The sequence below is a fragment of the Paenibacillus rhizovicinus genome, assembly GCF_010365285.1.
Classification (GTDB): domain Bacteria; phylum Bacillota; class Bacilli; order Paenibacillales; family Paenibacillaceae; genus Paenibacillus_Z; species Paenibacillus_Z rhizovicinus.
Window position 1 is genome coordinate 320,765 of the sequence record NZ_CP048286.1, and the last position, 17,721, is coordinate 338,485.

The following is a 17,721-nucleotide window of genomic DNA, read 5'->3' on the forward strand; positions in this document are numbered from 1 at the left end:
CTATTTGCTTATGACGTTATCAATATTGGTCTCAACCTGCTTCTGCTTCCGTTTACACGAAATTGCGCGTATCGTCGCTGCGTCCGAATTTGTACACGGCAATCAAGAAGAAGACGGCCGCGAAAACGAGTAAGATCGAGAAGTTCAAGCCGATATCCCGTAAACCGCTGCCGGATTGCAGCTTCTCGATCGCTTGCAGCACCCAGCGCTGCGGCAGGAAATCCGCGATGCGCTGCATCGTCTCCGGCATGACCGAGATCGGGAAGAAACAGCCCGCGATCAGGCAGCTTGGCGTCACGATCAGATTTTGCATGGCGCTCGCCGCCCCCGAGCTCTTCGCGAACGATACGACAGCCAGCGAGAGGCTGACCGAGACAAGCGCGTATACCGCAAGCAGCAAACCCAGCGAGCCGAACGAAACGCCGGCGCTCAGATGGAAGACGGCACGCATGAAGAATAATGCAACGACGATCTGCGCCATCATGACGATGAGATTGACGATAATGTTCGAGAGGACGTACACCTTAGCCGAAATCGGAGAAGAGAGAATCCGGAAGTAGGTCCGGTTTTCCCGGTTTTTCAAGATCAGCTCCGACAAGCTCCCGGACGAAGTCAGCATGAACATAAGCAGGAAACCGATTGACTGCGACGACATCTGCTTCGTGCTCGACGAGTCGTTGACCGTCGATATCGTCAGCTTGTAATTCGACGCGCTGTAATGGTCGTACAGACGTTCGAATTTCGCGGAATCCCCCGCGGACAGCCGCGCCATCGCGCTGACGTTGTCGACGTAGCTGTTCAGCATCGCTTGGAAGTAGGCCGTCCCTGCAGCGCCTTTGACGGTTCGCAGCGCGATATGATCCGGTTGTCCCGCCATCACGCTGTCGGAGTAGCCTTCCGACAGCACAAGCCCGCCGTCGAGCGATCCCTCTGCCAGCTGCTTCTTGAGCTCGCCTTCCGTGACGTCCATCAGCTTCATATGATTCATTTTCCCCATGAATTGCACGGTGTCCGCCGCGATCTTGGCGCTGCCGTCGCCGTTCACGACGCCGATTCGAAGATCCGGCTGACCGGATGAGCCGTAGATCACGGTCGCCAATAGGATGCCGACGATCGGCAATCCGAAATTAATGACGAGATTGGAGCGGTTGCGGAACGTACGCCGCAGCGTCGATACGACGAGAAACCATAATTCCTGCCACATGGCTACACGACCTCCCTATTTCGACGGAAATCTACCGTTGATACAAGCAGCAGCAATGCCGCGCCTAGAAAAAATCCCATCGCCGGCCAAGCGGCCGCCGCGTCGTCGTTATAAATAATCGACGTCAGCGCGTGATTGGCCCATCGAAGCGGAGACAGCCAAGCGACCGTTCCCATAACGCCGGAATTGGCAACGGGGAAGTACGCGCCGCCGATGAACGAGGACAGCTGCACGATGAGCATGACCAATCCGCGGCCCCCGCCGTTCTTGATCCATGAATTCGATGCGATTCCGAAGGCGGTCGCCATGATAACTTCGCAAATGAGGACGGCGATAACCGATGTCAGATGAGCGCCCCAATACGCCTTGAACACCCATTTGCTGAAGAACAAGATGATCAGAATGCAAAGCGTGTTGGCCACGACGTTGCCCATTACTTTGCCGATGAAGATATCGCTTCGCCGGATCGGCGCCGCGAACAGTCTGACTCCCGTCCCGCGAACGACTTCGGATCTGATTAATCCGCCAGCGGACATGGCGCCCCACAAACCGACCATGACCGTCATCGATATCGCGTAATAGTCCATGGAGCCGGGCTTGCGGTCCGCGACGACGGATTCGTCTTTCCCGTAATCGCCTCCGCCGCCTGCGAAGACGGATTGCGCCGCGTCCGAACCGGCCTCTTGCGACACGGCCGCCGCGGCGTTGTATTTGTCCGTGAACGCGCTCAGCATGCCTTGAACGATGATGCTCTCCACCGTCGTGCTGCTGCTGCTGTACAGCGACATGCCCGAATCACTTACTTGGACATAGGCGGTGTAATGATCGCTGCCGATCTCTTCGCGGCCGTCGACGCCCGGCTTCTGCTTCTCGAATGCGATACCCGATTGGCTTAATTGCCCTTCGAACGCCGCGAACGATTGCGACAGCTCGCCGGTGCTCGTATCGCTCACCAGCACATTAATGCCATCCAATTTCACCTCGGTCGCGAACGCGTTGGTCAGCGTAATCCCCAGAATGAGCATAAGTACGATCGGAAATGCGAGCAGGAAGAAGAGCGTTCGGTAATCGCGAAAATGCTGCTTCACTTCTTTGACCGTTATCAACCAAGCTATCATGCGTACCCCTCCTTTCCTGCGTGCTTAATCTCTTAAATTACGGCCCGTCAGCGTCAAGAACACCGTCTCCAAATTCGGTTCCCGTTCCTCGACCGTGCGAATTTCCAACTCTGCGGCCATAAGCTGCTTCAAAATCCGGTTTAAATTGTCGACCGAGGCGTCGCTGTGGATGCGGATGACGTTTTCCTCTTGGCTGACTTTGCGTACGCCGGCGAGCCCCGTTAACATGTCGCTCTCGCTGCCGACCGCGTTCTTCAGCTCGATTACGATATCCTTCGTATCCGTAATGCTCGCGGTGAGCTGTTCCTTGGTGCCTTCCGCGATGATTTTGCCATGATCCACGATCGCGATGCGCGAACAGATTTCTTCGACCTCTTCCATGTAATGGCTCGTGTAAATGATCGTGCAGCCCGACTCGTTCAGCTCCCGCACGGAGGACAAGATATAGTTGCGCGACTGCGGATCGATGCCGACGGTCGGCTCATCCATAATGATCAGCTTCGGCTTATGCGCGATGGCGCAGGCGATGTTGAGCCGGCGTTTCATCCCGCCGGAGAAGTTCTTGGGGAAGCTCTTCGCCTTGTCGCCTAGGCCGACGAACTCGAGCGCCTCTTGGGTCCGCTGCTTCAGCAGCGCGCCTCGCAGTCCATATAGGCCGGCGAAGAAGCTGACGTTCTCGTAAGCGGACAAATCCTCGTAGATCGCCAAGTCCTGCGGCACGATGCCGAGGCTTTGTTTGGCGAAGCGGCTCTGCAGCTTGATGTCATGCTCCATGATTCGGATATCGCCGTCCGTCGGCTGAAGCAGGGAACATATCATGTTGATCGTGGTGCTCTTCCCGGCCCCGTTCGCGCCCAAGAATCCGAATATTTCACCCTCCCTGACTTTAAGCGATATATTGTCCACCGCGACGAAATCGCCGAACTTCTTCGTCAAGCCCCGTATTTCCAGCACGTTCATATCCGCACACTCGCTTTCCCGTTCTTAAGATAGTCTCATTATAGGAAAAAGGGATGCTCTTATGTCAGTGCATAAGTTCATCCCTTCCCCATGGGAAATCTCATATTCGTAAGTGCGCTGAATCATCTGATTCACATATATGGTTCCGCGCTCGCCTCTCCTCGCATGAGATAGTTCATGCGCCGGACAGCAGCCATGCATTCTCCCACTCCTACTCCTACTCCTACTCCTACTCCTACTCCTACTCCTACTCCTACTCCTACTCCTACTCCTACTCCTACTCCTACTCCTACTCCTACTCCTACTCCTACTCCTACTCCTACTCCTACTCTCCGCTGCGCGGAAGCAGCGTCGTCACGACGAAGCCGCGCTCGCCGTCCGCCGTCACCGTCCCGTTCAGCGCGGCCGTTCGCTCTTCCATGCCGATCAGCCCCATGCCCTTGACGATCATGCCCGCGCCTTGGCCGTTATCTTCGACGACCGCCTTGATGAACCGGTTCAGTACCCGGATTTCCACGTGAACGGCCGATGCGCAGGCGTATTTGGCCGCGTTCGTGAGCGCCTCCATCACGTTCTCGTGAATGATCTTCCATTGGATCGGCGTGATCGCCTCGATATCGCCCTCATGGACGATCGTCGTCAGCAGATCCGATTGGCTGCCGAACGTCTCGACCGCCGTCCGCAGCCTGCCCAGACCGAGCTGCTCGACGGGCGGCTTCATGTCCTTCAGCGTCCGCCTAATTTGCTCGATTCCGTCCTTCGAGATGGCAATTGCATTTCTTAGCAGTGCTTCGGCCGCATCCGCGTCCCTGTGAAGCGTCAACCGCGCCGCCTCCATTTGGATCAGACCGCCCGTGATGGCATGTCCGATGCCGTCGTGGATCTCCTGCGCCACCCGGTTGCGTTCCTCCAGCTTCACGAGATATTCGCTTGCCCGCGCATACTCCGCGTTATCGTTCAACTGCCTGCCGAGCAGCTGCAAGCGCCGGCGCGCGCGCTCCAGCTCGTCCTCTTGCAGATGAACCCTCTCCATGAAGCGCATCACGATGACGAAGTTGAAATAGACGAATATGGCGATGAAGCCGTAGTGAACGAGCAGCGACGTCGGCAGAAACAGCATCGGCGCAAGGACGAGAACGAATACGGCGCGCCGGTCGCGAATGTGGTAGGAGGCGAATTCAAAGCAGGCAAAAGGAAGCAAAAGCAGAAACTCCGGCTTAACGAACGACCCGCAGAGGATCAGATAGCCGATGACCAGCGCGATCAGCCCTTGCTTCGCCCGCGCGGGCTTGGCGATAAGAATGAGCAAATTGAAAGCGAAATAGAGCAGAAAATACAAGACCAACAGACGCTTGGCTGCCGGATGCGCAAAATACGTCAATGCGATGACGTAGAGCCATACGATCGTCTTGTTGCCGAGAGTCCACAATTCCACGGCGGACGAGCCTCCTTCGGGTGCGCTAGCGGGTTCGGCCAGTCAAGTAGTAGATGGCGATTTGCGTGCGGTGCTCCAGTGCCGTTTTGTTCAAAATCGACGTGATATAGTTGGCCGTCGTACCTTCGGAGATAAACAATTCGCGGGAAATTTCCTTGTTGGAGTATCCCTTCGCGATCAGCGCCATGACCTCGGTCTCCCGTTCCGTGAACGGACTGAGATCGATGGGGCTCTTCGGCGTCGGCGTTGGCATCGGCGCTGCCGTTGGTGCCGCTCCCGATACGTCCGCGCCTTGAGCCGGATGCGCCGGCTTCGTTATCGTTACATCCGCATTCGCCGGCTGCGCGCCGATCGAACTCTTCAGCTTATCGAGAATGATATCCTGCAGCACGTTATTGCCGTGGTAGACGCTCTTGATCGCATCGCGGATCCGTTCAGGATCGTTGTTCTTGAGCAGATAGCCCTTCGCTCCGCACCGGATCGCCTCCAGAATGTACGCATCGTCGTCGAAGGTCGTCAGGATGAGCGGTTTCGTCTTCGTGCGCTCCGCGATGAGTCGCGTCGCCTCCACCCCGTTCATATTCGGCATCCGCACATCCAGGAGCGCGACATCGACGTCGTGCGCCTGGCAATAATCGACGGCCTGCTGCCCGTCCTCCACGGCTTCCAGCACCTCGAACTCTTCGAACGTAGTCAATATAATCCGCATGCCTTCGCGGATGAACGAGTTGTCGTCCGCGATCAACACTTTGATTTTCATGCCGGCATCACCCCTTTACTGCTCTTAAGTTTACCCTATTCGGCCTGCGGCTGGAAGGTTGTGGACATGCAAGAAATCCGCCCCGGTACGATCCGGGAGCGGATTTCTTATGATCAACACTCTGCTCGCGGGCCATAGGCCATCGTCCAGACGGGATCCAGACCATCGTTGTAGACATTGCCCGTCCAAGGCGTGCCGCAGATGTGCAGATAGGCGTATGGCGTACCGTCGAACATCACCCAGGCACCTGCGTCTCTAACCGTATTCGGCAGTCCGCTTTGCTTGGCATGGAAAGGCCATGCGATCATCCAGTGAGGACCGATCGGGATTGCGGGGCTCGTTCTGTCGAAAGGATCGGTGTTACTGTGCTGCGCGGCACCGCAAAGCAAATAGATGATGCCCGGAGCCCTATTCGTAGGCTCCGGCTTCTTGACGTAATAATCCATGATCCATTGCAAGCCCATCGGATCCGCGCACATGGGCGGATTGCCGATCTGATTCTCGTCACCGGGGAAACAGACCCAATTGTTGGTTCCTCTCCGCAGGATGACCAGATTGCCGTCTTCATCCATTTCCGCAACGGTTGCATCGTTCGTAATGTTCCGGGGGCCGGACAACATCGCCCTCGCTATCTTGACTCCGAGGGCCTGTTCATGCTTGGATGTCGGGACAGGAAATCCCGGCGGGAGCATTGCGATTGCACTGTTACTATAAGAACCGGAGGCCCCTTCTCCAGGACCCGCAGCGGTGGCGGGACTGCTTTCATTCGTATGATCTGAAATATGAACAAGAGGAATGACAGCGGGCTTTCCTCGCCTTGTTTTTTTGAGCGCCGGTTTTCGCTTTGCCATAAACTTCTGCCTCCCTTATATCCAAACTCGTATATAAAGGTTATATGGCATGGCTGTTGGATAAATGTGTTTGCTGCCGGCATGGAAGCGGTGCCGCGGTCACGCCTAGATGGAATTATCTTTAATCGCTTTGTGAATTAGGGCTTGGGATCGTTCCAGGTCTTCTATGACTTGCTTCCGATATAATGAAGCTTTCTCCATGCCATGATCAGTGAAATAGTACATGATGACTTCCTGGTACTCGGCATCGTCTTTACGGTGACGCGCGCGGTACAGGATACCATCTTCCACAAGATCGTGCAGCGATCGATAGATTTCCGATTGAGGCGGCTCGTATCCTAGCTCCTTGAAATCTCTCTTCAACTCCTCGAGCATTTGATACCCGTACCCGCGGTGCTTCTCTACGAGCGTGATCATGTACAGCTTGAGGTATGCTCGCTGCGCGATTAGAAATCCCATCCCTTTGCCCTCCTATCGATTAGCTCAATCTGAAACCTCTCATTTAGAACGAATGTTCCTACTTTTACCAGTGATTCTCGCAGAATCTAAGTGCGCTGTCAAGTAATGCTAATCGAGTAGGATCAAGAGCGCGCCTTGTTCGGGGTTGGCACTGTGAATTTTTCATATAGTGTTCTTTTCATGTGTAAAGTCAAAACAAACCTTTCCGAGGCGAGCTGTCGTTCGGGACATCGGCGCTGACATGCTTGCCTTATTCAGTTAGGGACTGTGAAATTTTCACATAGTGCTATTTTCGTATCATTTGTCTGCCGTCCGAGACATCGGCGCTCGCATGCCTGCCTTATTCGGTTTTGAACTGTGAATTTTTCATATAGTGTTATTTTCGTATTGGGCGGCCGCGCGGCCTGGTCCGGCGGAAACGGTTCGGGAACATCGAAAAAGGAGGAACGCAAGGTTCCTCCTTCTGCATGGCATCCTATGCATTCGGTAAGGGAAATTACTGTACGCCGAAAGTAACTACGGCATCCTCGTCCGGCGAGAAGCTGTTGTAATCGCGGATCGAGTCGGCGCCATCTCTGGTATACGTGATCGTTCCGATCTTTCCGGAAGCGATTGACGGTACTTTCAATATAATCATCGTTTTACCGTCCAGTTGGCCTTCCGTCGGAATGACTGGTTTGCCGTCTATTACGATGTTGAAGAAATTCGTTTCATCCGTATAGCCCTTGATCGGCTCGCTGAACGTAATCTTGATCGCCGTTCCTTGCGCGTCTACGTTCGCAATAGAAGGAATGGCATTATTCGCGCTTGATGCGGTGAAGTTATAGACGCCGCTGTCGGCCGAATCCTCGAGCGCAGCCCCTTGATCGTCCACGATCCGCCCGCGGTTAGCATCGTATTCCAATCTGTAGCGCTGATTCGACTTCAGCGGGTCCAGCCGGTCCGCGTTCAGATAAACCTTGATCGACTTGCGGTCCGGAGACAGCACGTAGCTCGCGTTGCCGCCGGATTGAATGTCGACTTCGTCGTCGCCGGACGCAGCGTACAGGAATAAGCCTCCCGCATCATCAAGCCTAACCGGCTCGCTGAATTGAATTTCGAACGTATAACGGTCCGTCGATACGATCTTCGTGACCTCAGGCTGCTGATTGGACGTTGCCGTTCCCGCGAACACGACTAGGTATGGATTGGAATCGTCTTGCGTGCGGATGGCGTTCCAACCCGCCGCATCCTTGATGCTGTCCTTGAAGCGCAAGCGGTACGTTTTGCCGGACGCCACGTCGTCGTCTAGATAGAGCGTCACTTCGGTCACGATTCTGTTCGTGTCGTTCAGGCTGTCCCCCGCGATGCCGATCTTCGAATTGTCGTCGCGCAGAACATCGAAACCGGACGGACTGACATTGCGAACGGGCTCGCTGAAAGTGACCTTGATCGCCCTGCTGTTCGAAGCCGACGCTTGCGTTACATAAGGTTCGTCGTTTTTCTTCTCTGTGCCCGGGAATACCTTCTGATCCGCCCCGTCCTTGGTGACCAAACTAGGCAAATCAGAGATGCGGCCCGCGTAGACATGCCCCGCGACGAACAGCGAAGGGTTGCCCGATTGCTTCGTCCGCAGCTGAATCACAACCGCGTTATCCGTGCCTGACTTGCGGACAACGTATTCGCTCCATCCGTTCACGTCGACGTCCCGGTTGTTGTCCTTGAGAATCGTCAGGTCAAGGGAGGCGACCTCGGAGTCGGACAGCGCGCGGCTGAACGTTGCTTGAACCGTGTTCTGATTGACGACTTCGAGCTTCTGTAACGTTATCGAACCGATCGTTTCGCGATCGCTGCCGACGAATTGAATCCGCGTATCCTTGGCGATCGCATTACCGCTCAGGTCCTTGACTTGATTAATGGTAACGGAATAAACCCCGCCCGGCGTCTGGGCGTTGGTCGTCAGCGTGACCGTCTTCTTCGCGTCGTCGTACACCGCGTTCTTGACCGCGCCGAGATTGCCGTCGAGCTTGTAATTGCCCGTGCCGGTCGCCGTACTCGCATCCAGACGCTCGCTGAACGTCAAGACCGTTTGGCGCGCAGCCGCTTGAATACCGACAACGGTCGGAGGCGTGTGGTCGACGAGACCGCCAAAATACAGGTTCGTCACCTTATCCATGACGTTGCCCGCCAGGTCGGAGATCCCTTGAATCGTCACGGTATACAGCACGGCGTCCGTCTGCTTCGAAGTCGTGAGCGTAACCGTGCTTCCGTCGCTGTCGAGAATGACGTTGGTTACCCTCAGATCGTTATTGATCGTGTAATTCGACGCTTTCTTCGCCTGATCCGCGTTGACCCGTTCGCTGAACTGCACTTCGACGGTCGAATTGCTCAGCACGGTTACGGATTGGACACGGGGATTATCGTGATCGTTCGTGGCTTTGAATACAATATCGCTCCGCGTGTTCATGACGTTACCGGCCACATCGGCGATATTGCGAATCGTCATCTTGTAATCCTTGCCGTTCTCTTGATCGTTGGTGTACAGCGTTGCCGTTATGCCGTCGCTGGCGAGGGACGCCCGAGTAACGTACAAATCGTTATTGATGCTGTAATTGTTCACGTTGCGAACGTCGCCGGCGTCGACTTTCTCGCTGAACACAACCCGGATGGTCGAATTGTTCTGCCCGGTGACAGACACCACGGTCGGCTTCGAACCGTCGAGGTCATAGATGCCGTTGAAGTACAAGTCGCTCCGGGAAGTCATCGTGTTGCCGACCAGATCCTTCACGCCGGATACGGATAGACGGTAACGGTAACCGTCCTCTTGCGTGCTTGTCGTGATCGTCACCGTGCGGCCATCGCTGGATAGCTTAAAGTTGCTGATACCGAGACCGCCGGAAACGATGTCGTAATGGTTCGGATCCTCTGCCGTGGAGCGGCTAACCGGCTCGGAGAACGTCAGCCGGATCGTCCGATTTCCCAAGTTCTCGAGCTTGGTGACGGTAGGACGAGTCGTATCGCTCGGGACGACCGGGCCGCCGTTGTTATTGGAAATCGCGTAATAACGCAAGCCCGTTCCGTCCACCGTAAGCGTGTAATAGACATAGGCTTCCTGAGGCCCAGTCAATACCGTAACGGTCTTGCCGTCCGAGGATAGCGTCGCTGCCCGGATCGCGATAACCGTCCCCTGATCGTCCTTGAGCGAGAAACTGGACGGATCAACCTTGGTGACGGCTTCTTTCAAGGTGACTTGCAGAATATTGTTCGCCAGCGGCAGAACGGTGCTCGCCTGAAGCTTTTGCTGGTGCTGCTGTTGATAGACGGCATAAGCGGCATCGACGAGCTGACCGCGGGTAGCGGCTGCTTTGTAAGTACCCTGATAGGTGATATAACCGTGATCAAGCGCGGCACTGACCGCGTTCCTTGCCCAAGGCGACACGAGGCCCGTCACCGGAGAACTGCCGTTCGTGTAGCCATAGGCCCTAGCCAGTACGACAGCCAACTGCTCCACCGTTACGCTGACGGCGGGAGAGAACTTGCGCTCAGCGGTTCCCGTCATAAGGCCTGCATGGTTCACGGCCTCCACTTCATGATAGGACCATCTCGGCTTCAAAACGTCGTTAAAGCTTGGATTTGCCGGATTGATGTCCGGCAGCTCCCACAGCCGGTACAGCACGGCGGCGAATTGTTCCCTCGTCATCGATTGATCAAGTCCCGCGCTTCCGTCCCCAAGTCCCGTGAAGATCCCTTTGTCCTTCAAGACATTGAACTTATCTTGCGTTGAAAGCGACTCCGCGCTTGCAGCGAAAGCCGGAATGGCCAGTGCCAACAGCAGCCATGCGGTCAGCAATTTCCGTACAAGGATCATGTCCTAACCTCCTTCTCCGCGAGTCAGGAAGACCCGCTGTGTTGAAATGCTGCTAAGTTAGACGACGGGGAGCTACATAATGTTGCGCTGACAAAATCTATTAAGCCGTCTGTCGAAGCTTGCAATTCCCTGTATAATTACTGGCGTGGACAACAAAAAACCCCTTTTGCGAAGGGGTTTCAAATCTATTATCTCTGCAATACATGAAACATTATGTATCAATTTGTTGAGAGAAGAAAAGATATATTTTTTAAGATGCGTGACGTATATTCAAACAAGCTGCTTTTTCAACTGATATTTCTTGATTCCTTCCGGAAATCCTTCCAAGATGCCATAGATCTCATAGCCGCATTTCACATAAAAGTCCGGGGCTTGATAGCTGTATGTACAGGTATCAACTAACAGGCATCCCTTTTCCTTTGCGATTTGCTCCACGCCCGCAATAAGTTTCGAACCATAATTTTGACCCCGGTATTTCTCGTCCACCCATAATACATCGATGTACAGGGAATACATGAACATATTGCACATAATTCCGCCTGCGACCCGACCCTCCTTCGTTTTCAGAATAAGGTTGATCGTATCGCTCCATTGTTCGTCTAAAGGCCGGGAACTTCTTCTGTTATAGGCTATCAATCCCTCGCAGACCGCCTTAGTCTCATCATCGGTCCACTCTGTTAACATCACCAGTTCGTCATGCATAGGATCATTCATCGTCTTGTCCTTCCTTTCAGTGTGGCTGTTTAGTTTAGTACGAAGGAACCCTCGCCTGTATGGTCTCTTTTCAAGAAATTTTTCATGAGTTTGTTCGAAAGAATAAGAGCTTCTTCCCTGGTCGCAGCTGGAGCCGCAAACATTTTGCCATCTTCACTATCCCATCCATCGCGCGATAGGTAAGTAATAGAGCTAAAATCCGCGTTCGCAAATAAAACACCGTCTGAAAATGTTTTCGGTCGGGCATCTTCTGTCCCTGCGTTCTCGATATATCCATAAACGATCGGACCATATCCGTTTTTGTCAAAGTGGATGGTTACATCGCGACTTTCCTTCGGAACGGGAATCGATTCATGTTCAAAAGTAACGGTGCCTTTGAACGTTCGTAGGCCCTTCAAATTTTTGGACACAGTACCTGTAATTCGTACTGTTTCTGGCTGTACGTTATGGATAGGTTCAGTTCCCAATCGAAAGTTCACTCCGCGAATTGTCGAATTTATGGATTTGTTATGCAGGTACACGACGATGTAAAGAATTAATATGACCAAGAGCAGAACCAGAATTGACAATTTATGCTTTGCTTTCATGAATTCTTCCTTTCTTCCGGACTTCACGATTCATTTGACCTTCCGTCCATTGCTCATTACTATCTGACGTCATGGATCTGAAAAAGTTTCCATTGGAGGAGATCGAATGATTCCTGCACCTCATGCGTGAAAACGGTACGATACTTGAGCCGGCTAGTTGACCTAAAAATGAAAGCCGCCGGCGCTCGGGCACCGGCGGCTTTCTTCCCTTCGATTTCGTCATTGGAATACGCGAACGTAATCGACAAACATATCGACATGATTGTTGTATCGCTCAAGATCGATCGGCCATCCGCCGCCAAGCGCAAGGTTAATCATGAAGTACAACGGGGTCTTTGCTTGATCGAACGTCGCATGGCGCCACACCTCAACATTGTCGATGTAGTAGATCGTATCGGTCGGCGTTACTTTGGTGCCATAAATATGCCAGGTGGATGCGTTGTCGCCGAACGTGAAATTCGAAGACGAGCAATGGGAATCGTGCACTTCCGGACTCCCTGCCCACCAGTGCTTCGACTGGCAAGCGCCGTTCGGGTCTTGGCCGTAAGCCTCCACGGTATCAAGCTCCGCTGTCGACGGCACGCCTTGCGAAATGCTGTTCTGCGACATGAGCCAGAACGCCGGCCATGTTCCTTTGCCCGCAGGCATCAGGATCCGTGCTTCGAAGTAGCCGTAAGTCGCAGCGACACCCGTTCCGTCCGTGCGCACCGAAGACAGCATCCCGCCGATATATTGGCGGTTCCAGCCCATTGGATCGACGGTTCCGGCCGGCGCTTTGCTGGCGCGAATGCGCAAGTAGTTGCTGCCGAGGATGGCGAATGGATTGTTCGCACCGCCGTTGTCGCCGAATTCGGTGCCTCCCGGCGAGTCGGGCTTCGCTGTTGCGTACGCAGCTCCCGCTCCGGTGCGTTAGCCGACAGCGTGCCCGTAAAATCGTCTTGCAACAGTACGCTCATGCCCGAAGCTTGCGTTGGCGCCGACGGTATGCCCTGCTTCCACTTGACGCCGCCTTCATTGTAGAGCTGCAGGTAACAGTTGTCCGAGTGCGCGTAATTCAGTTTGCCGTCCGGTGTGTCCCATGCGCTCAATATGACCGTAATCGGTCCGTGCGGGAATTGATTGGCCGGGAACGTCACTTCTCCGTACCCATTCGAATCCGGCGTCACGCGCGCGAACCAAGAATCGTAGCCGTTCGTGTTCGGATTCGCCGTATCCGGCTGATGCCAGGATCTTGCCCATACGTTCTGCATGCCTGGCGCGTAGAACTTGATCGTAATGGAACCGTTAATGGAAGCGCCGTAGGAAATTTACCCGGGTAGAATTGATATTTCATTATTACCCGGGTATAATTAACGTGTTATTCAGAGGAGGCGTATTCAGGATGAGTATTGAGCTGCCGAGCATTTGCTGCACGGCATTTTCTGGAGTGACAATCGTCGCCAGCGGTTCGTTACAGCATGTAATTACTGCAGTGAAGGATGCGCTGGATGACAGAGACCTCGCACAGCTGCTTCTATTTGACGATTCCACGGGGAAGCCAATCGATGTTGATTTTCGCGGGAAGACAGACGATGTGCTCCGACGATGGGGAGAACCGCTTGGCGACTTGCCCGTTACGGAAGCGAATCAACAGCCTGCCCGGCGGGTCGGCCGCCCCAAACTCGGGGTCGTATCCGGCGAAGTCACGTTATTGCCGCGTCACTGGGAGTGGCTGAAGAGTCAACCCGGAGGAGCGTCGGTAACCTTGCGCAAACTCATTGACGAGGCTCGCCTCGCAGGAGGAATTCAGAGCCGAATACGAGCGTCTCAAGAAGCAGCCTATCACTTTATGACTGCTATGGCCGGAAACTTCCCTTGCTACGAAGAAGCTCTGCGGGCGCTGTATGCAGGTGATTCGGATCGTTTTCGCCGCTGCATCGACGACTGGGCACCCGATATCCGCAACTATATCGAACGGTTAGCCGCCGATGCATTCGCTTGAGAGAACTTATGAATGAAAGCATGTACACCAATGCCGAAATAAATGAAGGAGTGTATGATGATGAACATCTTGAACGTTAACGGCATCGATTTGGCTTATGACAGCTTCGGAAACGAGAATGACGAGGCTATTATCCTAATTGCCGGGCTTGGAACGCAAATGATCCGATGGACGGATCCGTTTTGTCGGCTATTAGCGGCGCGGGGCTTTCGCGTGATTCGCTTCGATAATCGCGACGCCGGCTGCTCGGCGCACTTTGACCATTATCAGGCGTTGGATTTCGGCGCTCTGGCTGCTGCTCTCATGTCGGGACAGCGGCCGGACGTCCCTTACACGCTCGATGATATGGCGAGCGACGCTATCGGACTGCTCGACGCCCTTTCCATTGACCGGGCGCATTTCGTCGGCAGGTCGATGGGCGGCATGATTGCGCAGCTTGCATCCAGCACGTATCCTGAACGGGTTCGATCGCTCACCTCCATCATGTCCAGTTCCGGCAATCCCGCCCTTCCCCAAACTTCGCCGGATGTCATGGCAACGATGACGACGCCGGCGCCGAATCCCTTTGAAGATGAAGCAGGATTCTTGGCGCACAGCCTCAATTTCGCCAAACGAATAGCCGGGACCGGTTATCCGTTTGATGAGGACGCTTATCGGGCGCTCATTCTCGAGGAAGTCCGGCGCGCCTACGATCCCGGCAGCGTCGGACGGCAAATTGCCGCGATCGCCGTCTCCGGCGATCGTCGTCCGCGGCTGGCGACAATTCAAGCGCCGGCGCTTGTCATTCATGGCATGGACGATCCCCTATTCGTCCCGGCGTGCGGCGAGGACACGGCTTCTGCCATCCCTGGCGCCGAGCTCATGTTGATCGACGGCGTGGGACACGACCTGCCTTCTCAGCTGTACGGCCAAGTCGCGGATGGCATCGAGCGAACGGCTCGACGTAAGTTACCGCATTAGATGCGCTTTAGATGCGCTTTAGATGCGCTTTAGACGACATGAGAAAAACCGGGTGAGCGGCTCACCCGGTTTTTTCGCGAACAGACCCGACAAGAAATCCGCTGGCCGATGCTTAGTTGTTTACTTGCTTGGCTGCGCGCGGCAAGCCGACAAGAGCGCGGCAAGCATCGCTTCGATATCGCGTACCAGCGCGTCGTCCTTGATCCGGCCTTCCCTATCCAGCTTGAGCGAAATATGCGGAATCATAAGCGTCGCGCCATCGTCGACGACCGCATTGATCATGCCGAGGGTCAACAGCAGCGAAGCATGCGCCTTATCGCCGCCCATCGGTGTCGGGGACGCGGTGATGACGGCCGTCGGCTTGTTCACGAATTCGCCCGACGACACGATCCAATCCAAGGCATTCTTAAGCGAGCCCGGCACGCCGTTGCCGTATTCAGGGGTGCAGATGAGCACGGCGTCGGCAGCCGCCAGCCTGCTGCGCAGTTCCGTTACCGCGGCTGGCCCCGCTTCCGTGTCGAGGTCGGGATTGAAATGCGGCAGATCGCCAAGTCCGCGATAGACTTCGAAACGCATTTCCTCCGGGGCTAATCCGATGATGGCATGCATGAGCGCCGTGTTGGATGATTTCTCTCGTAAGCTGCCGGATACGGCAAGGATGTTCAGGGTATCGGGCATGAATGGTAGCCTCGCAATCATTTAAATTGTGGTTTTCCTTATTGGTTTCGAGACTTTTCAACTTACTTTAAATTCCATATAATGAATGGACATCCTATGAAAGGAGGCCGAGGTACCCATGCAAGGATCTTCCTTCTATCTCATTGCCGTGCTGATTGCGGCGTTGATCTTATGGCGCCGGACGAGATCGATGTACCGTCCGATTCCAGGCAACGGCCTTCGATTGCTGTTGCCCGCGGCTTACCTTGCGGTTGCTTGCATCCCCGTTTCGACTGGCCCCAATGTCGATGCGGCCGCCTGGGAATTCGTCGTGGCCTTCCTTGTCGGCGCCGTGCTCTCGATTCCGCTTATCTGGACCACGAAGTACGAGCGGCGCGACGACGGGATGATTTACGCCGCCAAGAACAAAAGCTTCATATTCTCGTTCTTGGCGATCTTCCTCGTCCGCTTTATCCTGCGGGACTATTTCAAGTTCGTCGGTCCCGAAACGGAAGCCGCGCTGTTCGTCGTCGTGGCCGTCGGCTATGCGGTTCCCTGGCGAATCGCATCGTACATGAAATTCCGCAAGCTGCTCGCGGAACGCCTCGCCGCTCCTTGAAGCGGCAACAAAGCCGCCTTGGCGACAAGGTGGCTTTGTTGCGAATGGATGCCTGGACTGATTCGCTACACATGCACGACGACCGACCCGGATTCCACGAAGACGGGATAGGTTTCCACCTCCGGGACCTCCCCGGCTTCGACCGTCACGTCATACGTCTTGACCAGGCATTTGTGCGGATCGAATATCGACTTGCCCGTGGCAATGTCAAATTCCCAGCCGTGCCATGGGCAGCGCACGATTTCGCCTTCCCGGCCGTAGTTATATTCACCGGGCGCCGACGGCAGGGTCATGCCGGTTACGGTACCGAGGCAGAGCGGCGCTCCTTGATGCGGACAGCTGTTCTTGAGCGCGTAATACGTACCGTTCACGTTGAATACGCCGATCGGACGGCCTTCAACTACCACCATTCTTCTCGTCCCCGCCGGAATTTCAGCGACTTTCCCAACCACATGCCTTGCGATGTCGATCGCCTCCTTCATCAAAGGTTATAAAATTCGATCGCATTCTCCGAAAAAATCCGGCGGTGCAGCGCTTCCGGCAGCTTCGGAAAAGCGCGGGTCGGGGAATCGAAATCCCAATGCGGATAATCGCTGGAAAACATGAGGACATGCTCCGCGTCCATCATTTCGAACATCTGCAGCAAATAAGCATCGTTGTCCGGTCTTTCCAGCGGTTGCGACGTAATCCGGACATGGTCGCGCAAGTATTCGCTAGGCTTGCGTTTCAGCCAAGGCACCTCGTACCGCAGCGCTTTGTATTCCGCGTCCAGCCGCCACATCAGAGGCGCCAGCCACGAAACTCCGCCTTCGACGAGGACGATCTTAAAGCGCGGAAATCGCTCGAATACGCCTTCCGTAAGGAAGCTGACCAGATGAGCCTGGAAGCCGAGAGACAGACAAGTATGCCACTCGATGTAATGCGTCGGGAATCCGGGAGACGGCTGCACGTTGATCCCCATCCCGTCGGTACCGGGGTGAATGGCGAACGGCAGTCCGAATTTCTCGCAAGCCTCGTAGATCGGATAGAATTGCCGCTGTCCGAACGGGGCACGGGCGCCGGAATCGGTCATGACTTGAACGAAGTGCGGATGTCCAGCCCACCGTTCGATTTCGCGGGCGGCAGCTTGCGGATCCTGCGTATTCACCGTAATGGATCCTTTGAACACGCCATCCGCATTATATTTGCTGAGCCACGTATCCGCGAGCCAATCATTGTAGGCCGCCGCGATGGCGTTTCCGAAATCGGGATCGGGGTGCAAGTTGCAAAATGCGCGCGGCATCAGAATCGCATGCGCATATCCGTACTCGTCGACAAGCTGCCTGCGAAGGAGCTCCGGTTCGGAGCCCGACGGTCCGCCCTGCGGAGGCCTTGCGTCGAGGCGGTCTCCATGGACGGGATTGCCGTAGAAACCGCGGCCGCCTCCGTTATAGCGCTCCCTCCAAGGCTGCTTCATGTAGGAACGGATTTCCTCCGTATTCCTAGGGTAGGGATGCACGTCGCAGTCAATGATTCCCGTCCGCGCCTTCTTGGGTTCGATTGTTGCTTCCTGCTGCTGCTCCATCCTTC

18 protein-coding genes are annotated in these 17,721 nt (G+C 55.0%); 3 read left to right on the forward strand and 15 right to left on the reverse strand.

What is annotated here, in order from left to right; genetic code table 11:
* Positions 1-52: 52 nt before the first annotated feature.
* The 12 genes from GZH47_RS01405 to GZH47_RS01460 all read right to left on the reverse strand — a co-directional run bounded on the left by GZH47_RS01405 (position 53) and on the right by GZH47_RS01460 (position 13,185).
* A complete protein-coding gene (locus GZH47_RS01405; protein WP_162638191.1) occupies positions 53-1,204 on the reverse strand; it encodes an ABC transporter permease in 1,152 nt (383 codons plus the stop codon).
* 2 nt (positions 1,205-1,206) lie between these two features.
* Complete coding sequence (locus GZH47_RS01410) at positions 1,207-2,322, reverse strand: ABC transporter permease (protein ID WP_162638192.1); 1,116 nt, start codon at positions 2,320-2,322, stop codon at positions 1,207-1,209.
* A gap of 24 nt (positions 2,323-2,346) precedes the next feature.
* Positions 2,347-3,282, reverse strand: coding sequence for an ABC transporter ATP-binding protein (locus GZH47_RS01415; protein ID WP_162638193.1), 936 nt, complete (start codon positions 3,280-3,282; stop codon positions 2,347-2,349).
* A gap of 325 nt (positions 3,283-3,607) precedes the next feature.
* The gene (locus tag GZH47_RS01420; protein ID WP_162638194.1) at positions 3,608-4,717 is read right to left on the reverse strand and encodes a sensor histidine kinase; all 1,110 of its coding nucleotides are present in this window, start codon (positions 4,715-4,717) and stop codon (positions 3,608-3,610) included.
* A 25-nt stretch (positions 4,718-4,742) separates the two neighbouring features.
* Positions 4,743-5,477 (reverse strand): response regulator transcription factor, encoded by a 735-nt coding sequence (locus GZH47_RS01425; RefSeq protein ID WP_162638195.1) that lies wholly within the window; start codon positions 5,475-5,477, stop codon positions 4,743-4,745.
* A gap of 113 nt (positions 5,478-5,590) precedes the next feature.
* Complete coding sequence (locus GZH47_RS01430; protein ID WP_162638196.1) at positions 5,591-6,097, reverse strand: hypothetical protein; 507 nt, start codon at positions 6,095-6,097, stop codon at positions 5,591-5,593.
* A gap of 336 nt (positions 6,098-6,433) precedes the next feature.
* Positions 6,434-6,787 carry a helix-turn-helix transcriptional regulator gene (locus GZH47_RS01435; protein ID WP_162638197.1) on the reverse strand — a complete coding sequence of 118 codons (354 nt, stop codon included), beginning with the start codon at positions 6,785-6,787 and terminating at the stop codon, positions 6,434-6,436.
* A gap of 496 nt (positions 6,788-7,283) precedes the next feature.
* Positions 7,284-10,634 carry an Ig-like domain-containing domain gene (locus GZH47_RS01440; RefSeq protein WP_162638198.1) on the reverse strand — a complete coding sequence of 1,117 codons (3,351 nt, stop codon included), beginning with the start codon at positions 10,632-10,634 and terminating at the stop codon, positions 7,284-7,286.
* Positions 10,635-10,904: 270 nt separating this feature from the next.
* Positions 10,905-11,348 carry a GNAT family N-acetyltransferase gene (locus tag GZH47_RS01445; protein ID WP_162638199.1) on the reverse strand — a complete coding sequence of 148 codons (444 nt, stop codon included), beginning with the start codon at positions 11,346-11,348 and terminating at the stop codon, positions 10,905-10,907.
* Between the two features lie 29 nt (positions 11,349-11,377).
* Positions 11,378-11,935 carry a hypothetical protein gene (locus GZH47_RS01450; RefSeq protein WP_162638200.1) on the reverse strand — a complete coding sequence of 186 codons (558 nt, stop codon included), beginning with the start codon at positions 11,933-11,935 and terminating at the stop codon, positions 11,378-11,380.
* 219 nt (positions 11,936-12,154) lie between these two features.
* The gene (locus GZH47_RS01455) at positions 12,155-12,643 is read right to left on the reverse strand and encodes a glycoside hydrolase family 16 protein (protein WP_162638201.1); all 489 of its coding nucleotides are present in this window, start codon (positions 12,641-12,643) and stop codon (positions 12,155-12,157) included.
* Positions 12,583-13,185, reverse strand: a complete 603-nt coding sequence (locus GZH47_RS01460) for a hypothetical protein (protein ID WP_162638202.1) — start codon at positions 13,183-13,185, stop codon at positions 12,583-12,585. Before GZH47_RS01460 ends, GZH47_RS01455 begins: the two co-directional genes overlap by 61 nt.
* 131 nt (positions 13,186-13,316) lie before the next feature.
* Between GZH47_RS01460 and GZH47_RS01465 the strand changes: the two genes are divergently transcribed.
* A complete protein-coding gene (locus tag GZH47_RS01465) occupies positions 13,317-13,916 on the forward strand; it encodes a DUF2239 family protein (protein WP_162638203.1) in 600 nt (199 codons plus the stop codon).
* Positions 13,917-13,976: 60 nt separating this feature from the next.
* Entirely contained in the window at positions 13,977-14,876 is a 900-nt protein-coding gene (locus GZH47_RS01470) for an alpha/beta fold hydrolase (protein WP_162645017.1), read from the forward strand.
* A 120-nt stretch (positions 14,877-14,996) separates the two neighbouring features.
* Here the strand turns inward: GZH47_RS01470 and GZH47_RS01475 are convergent, their stop codons facing one another.
* Positions 14,997-15,554, reverse strand: coding sequence for an NADPH-dependent FMN reductase (locus GZH47_RS01475; RefSeq protein ID WP_162638204.1), 558 nt, complete (start codon positions 15,552-15,554; stop codon positions 14,997-14,999).
* A gap of 118 nt (positions 15,555-15,672) precedes the next feature.
* On the opposite strand from GZH47_RS01475, the gene GZH47_RS01480 reads away from it, so the two are divergent.
* Positions 15,673-16,152, forward strand: a complete 480-nt coding sequence (locus GZH47_RS01480) for a CcdC family protein (RefSeq protein ID WP_162638205.1) — start codon at positions 15,673-15,675, stop codon at positions 16,150-16,152.
* 65 nt (positions 16,153-16,217) lie between these two features.
* Here the strand turns inward: GZH47_RS01480 and GZH47_RS01485 are convergent, their stop codons facing one another.
* Both GZH47_RS01485 and GZH47_RS01490 read right to left on the reverse strand, forming a co-directional pair.
* Positions 16,218-16,634 carry a Rieske (2Fe-2S) protein gene (locus GZH47_RS01485; protein ID WP_225446617.1) on the reverse strand — a complete coding sequence of 139 codons (417 nt, stop codon included), beginning with the start codon at positions 16,632-16,634 and terminating at the stop codon, positions 16,218-16,220.
* Complete coding sequence (locus tag GZH47_RS01490) at positions 16,634-17,716, reverse strand: amidohydrolase family protein (protein WP_162638206.1); 1,083 nt, start codon at positions 17,714-17,716, stop codon at positions 16,634-16,636. The genes GZH47_RS01485 and GZH47_RS01490 overlap by 1 nt, the downstream gene beginning before the upstream one ends.
* Positions 17,717-17,721 lie beyond the last annotated feature (5 nt).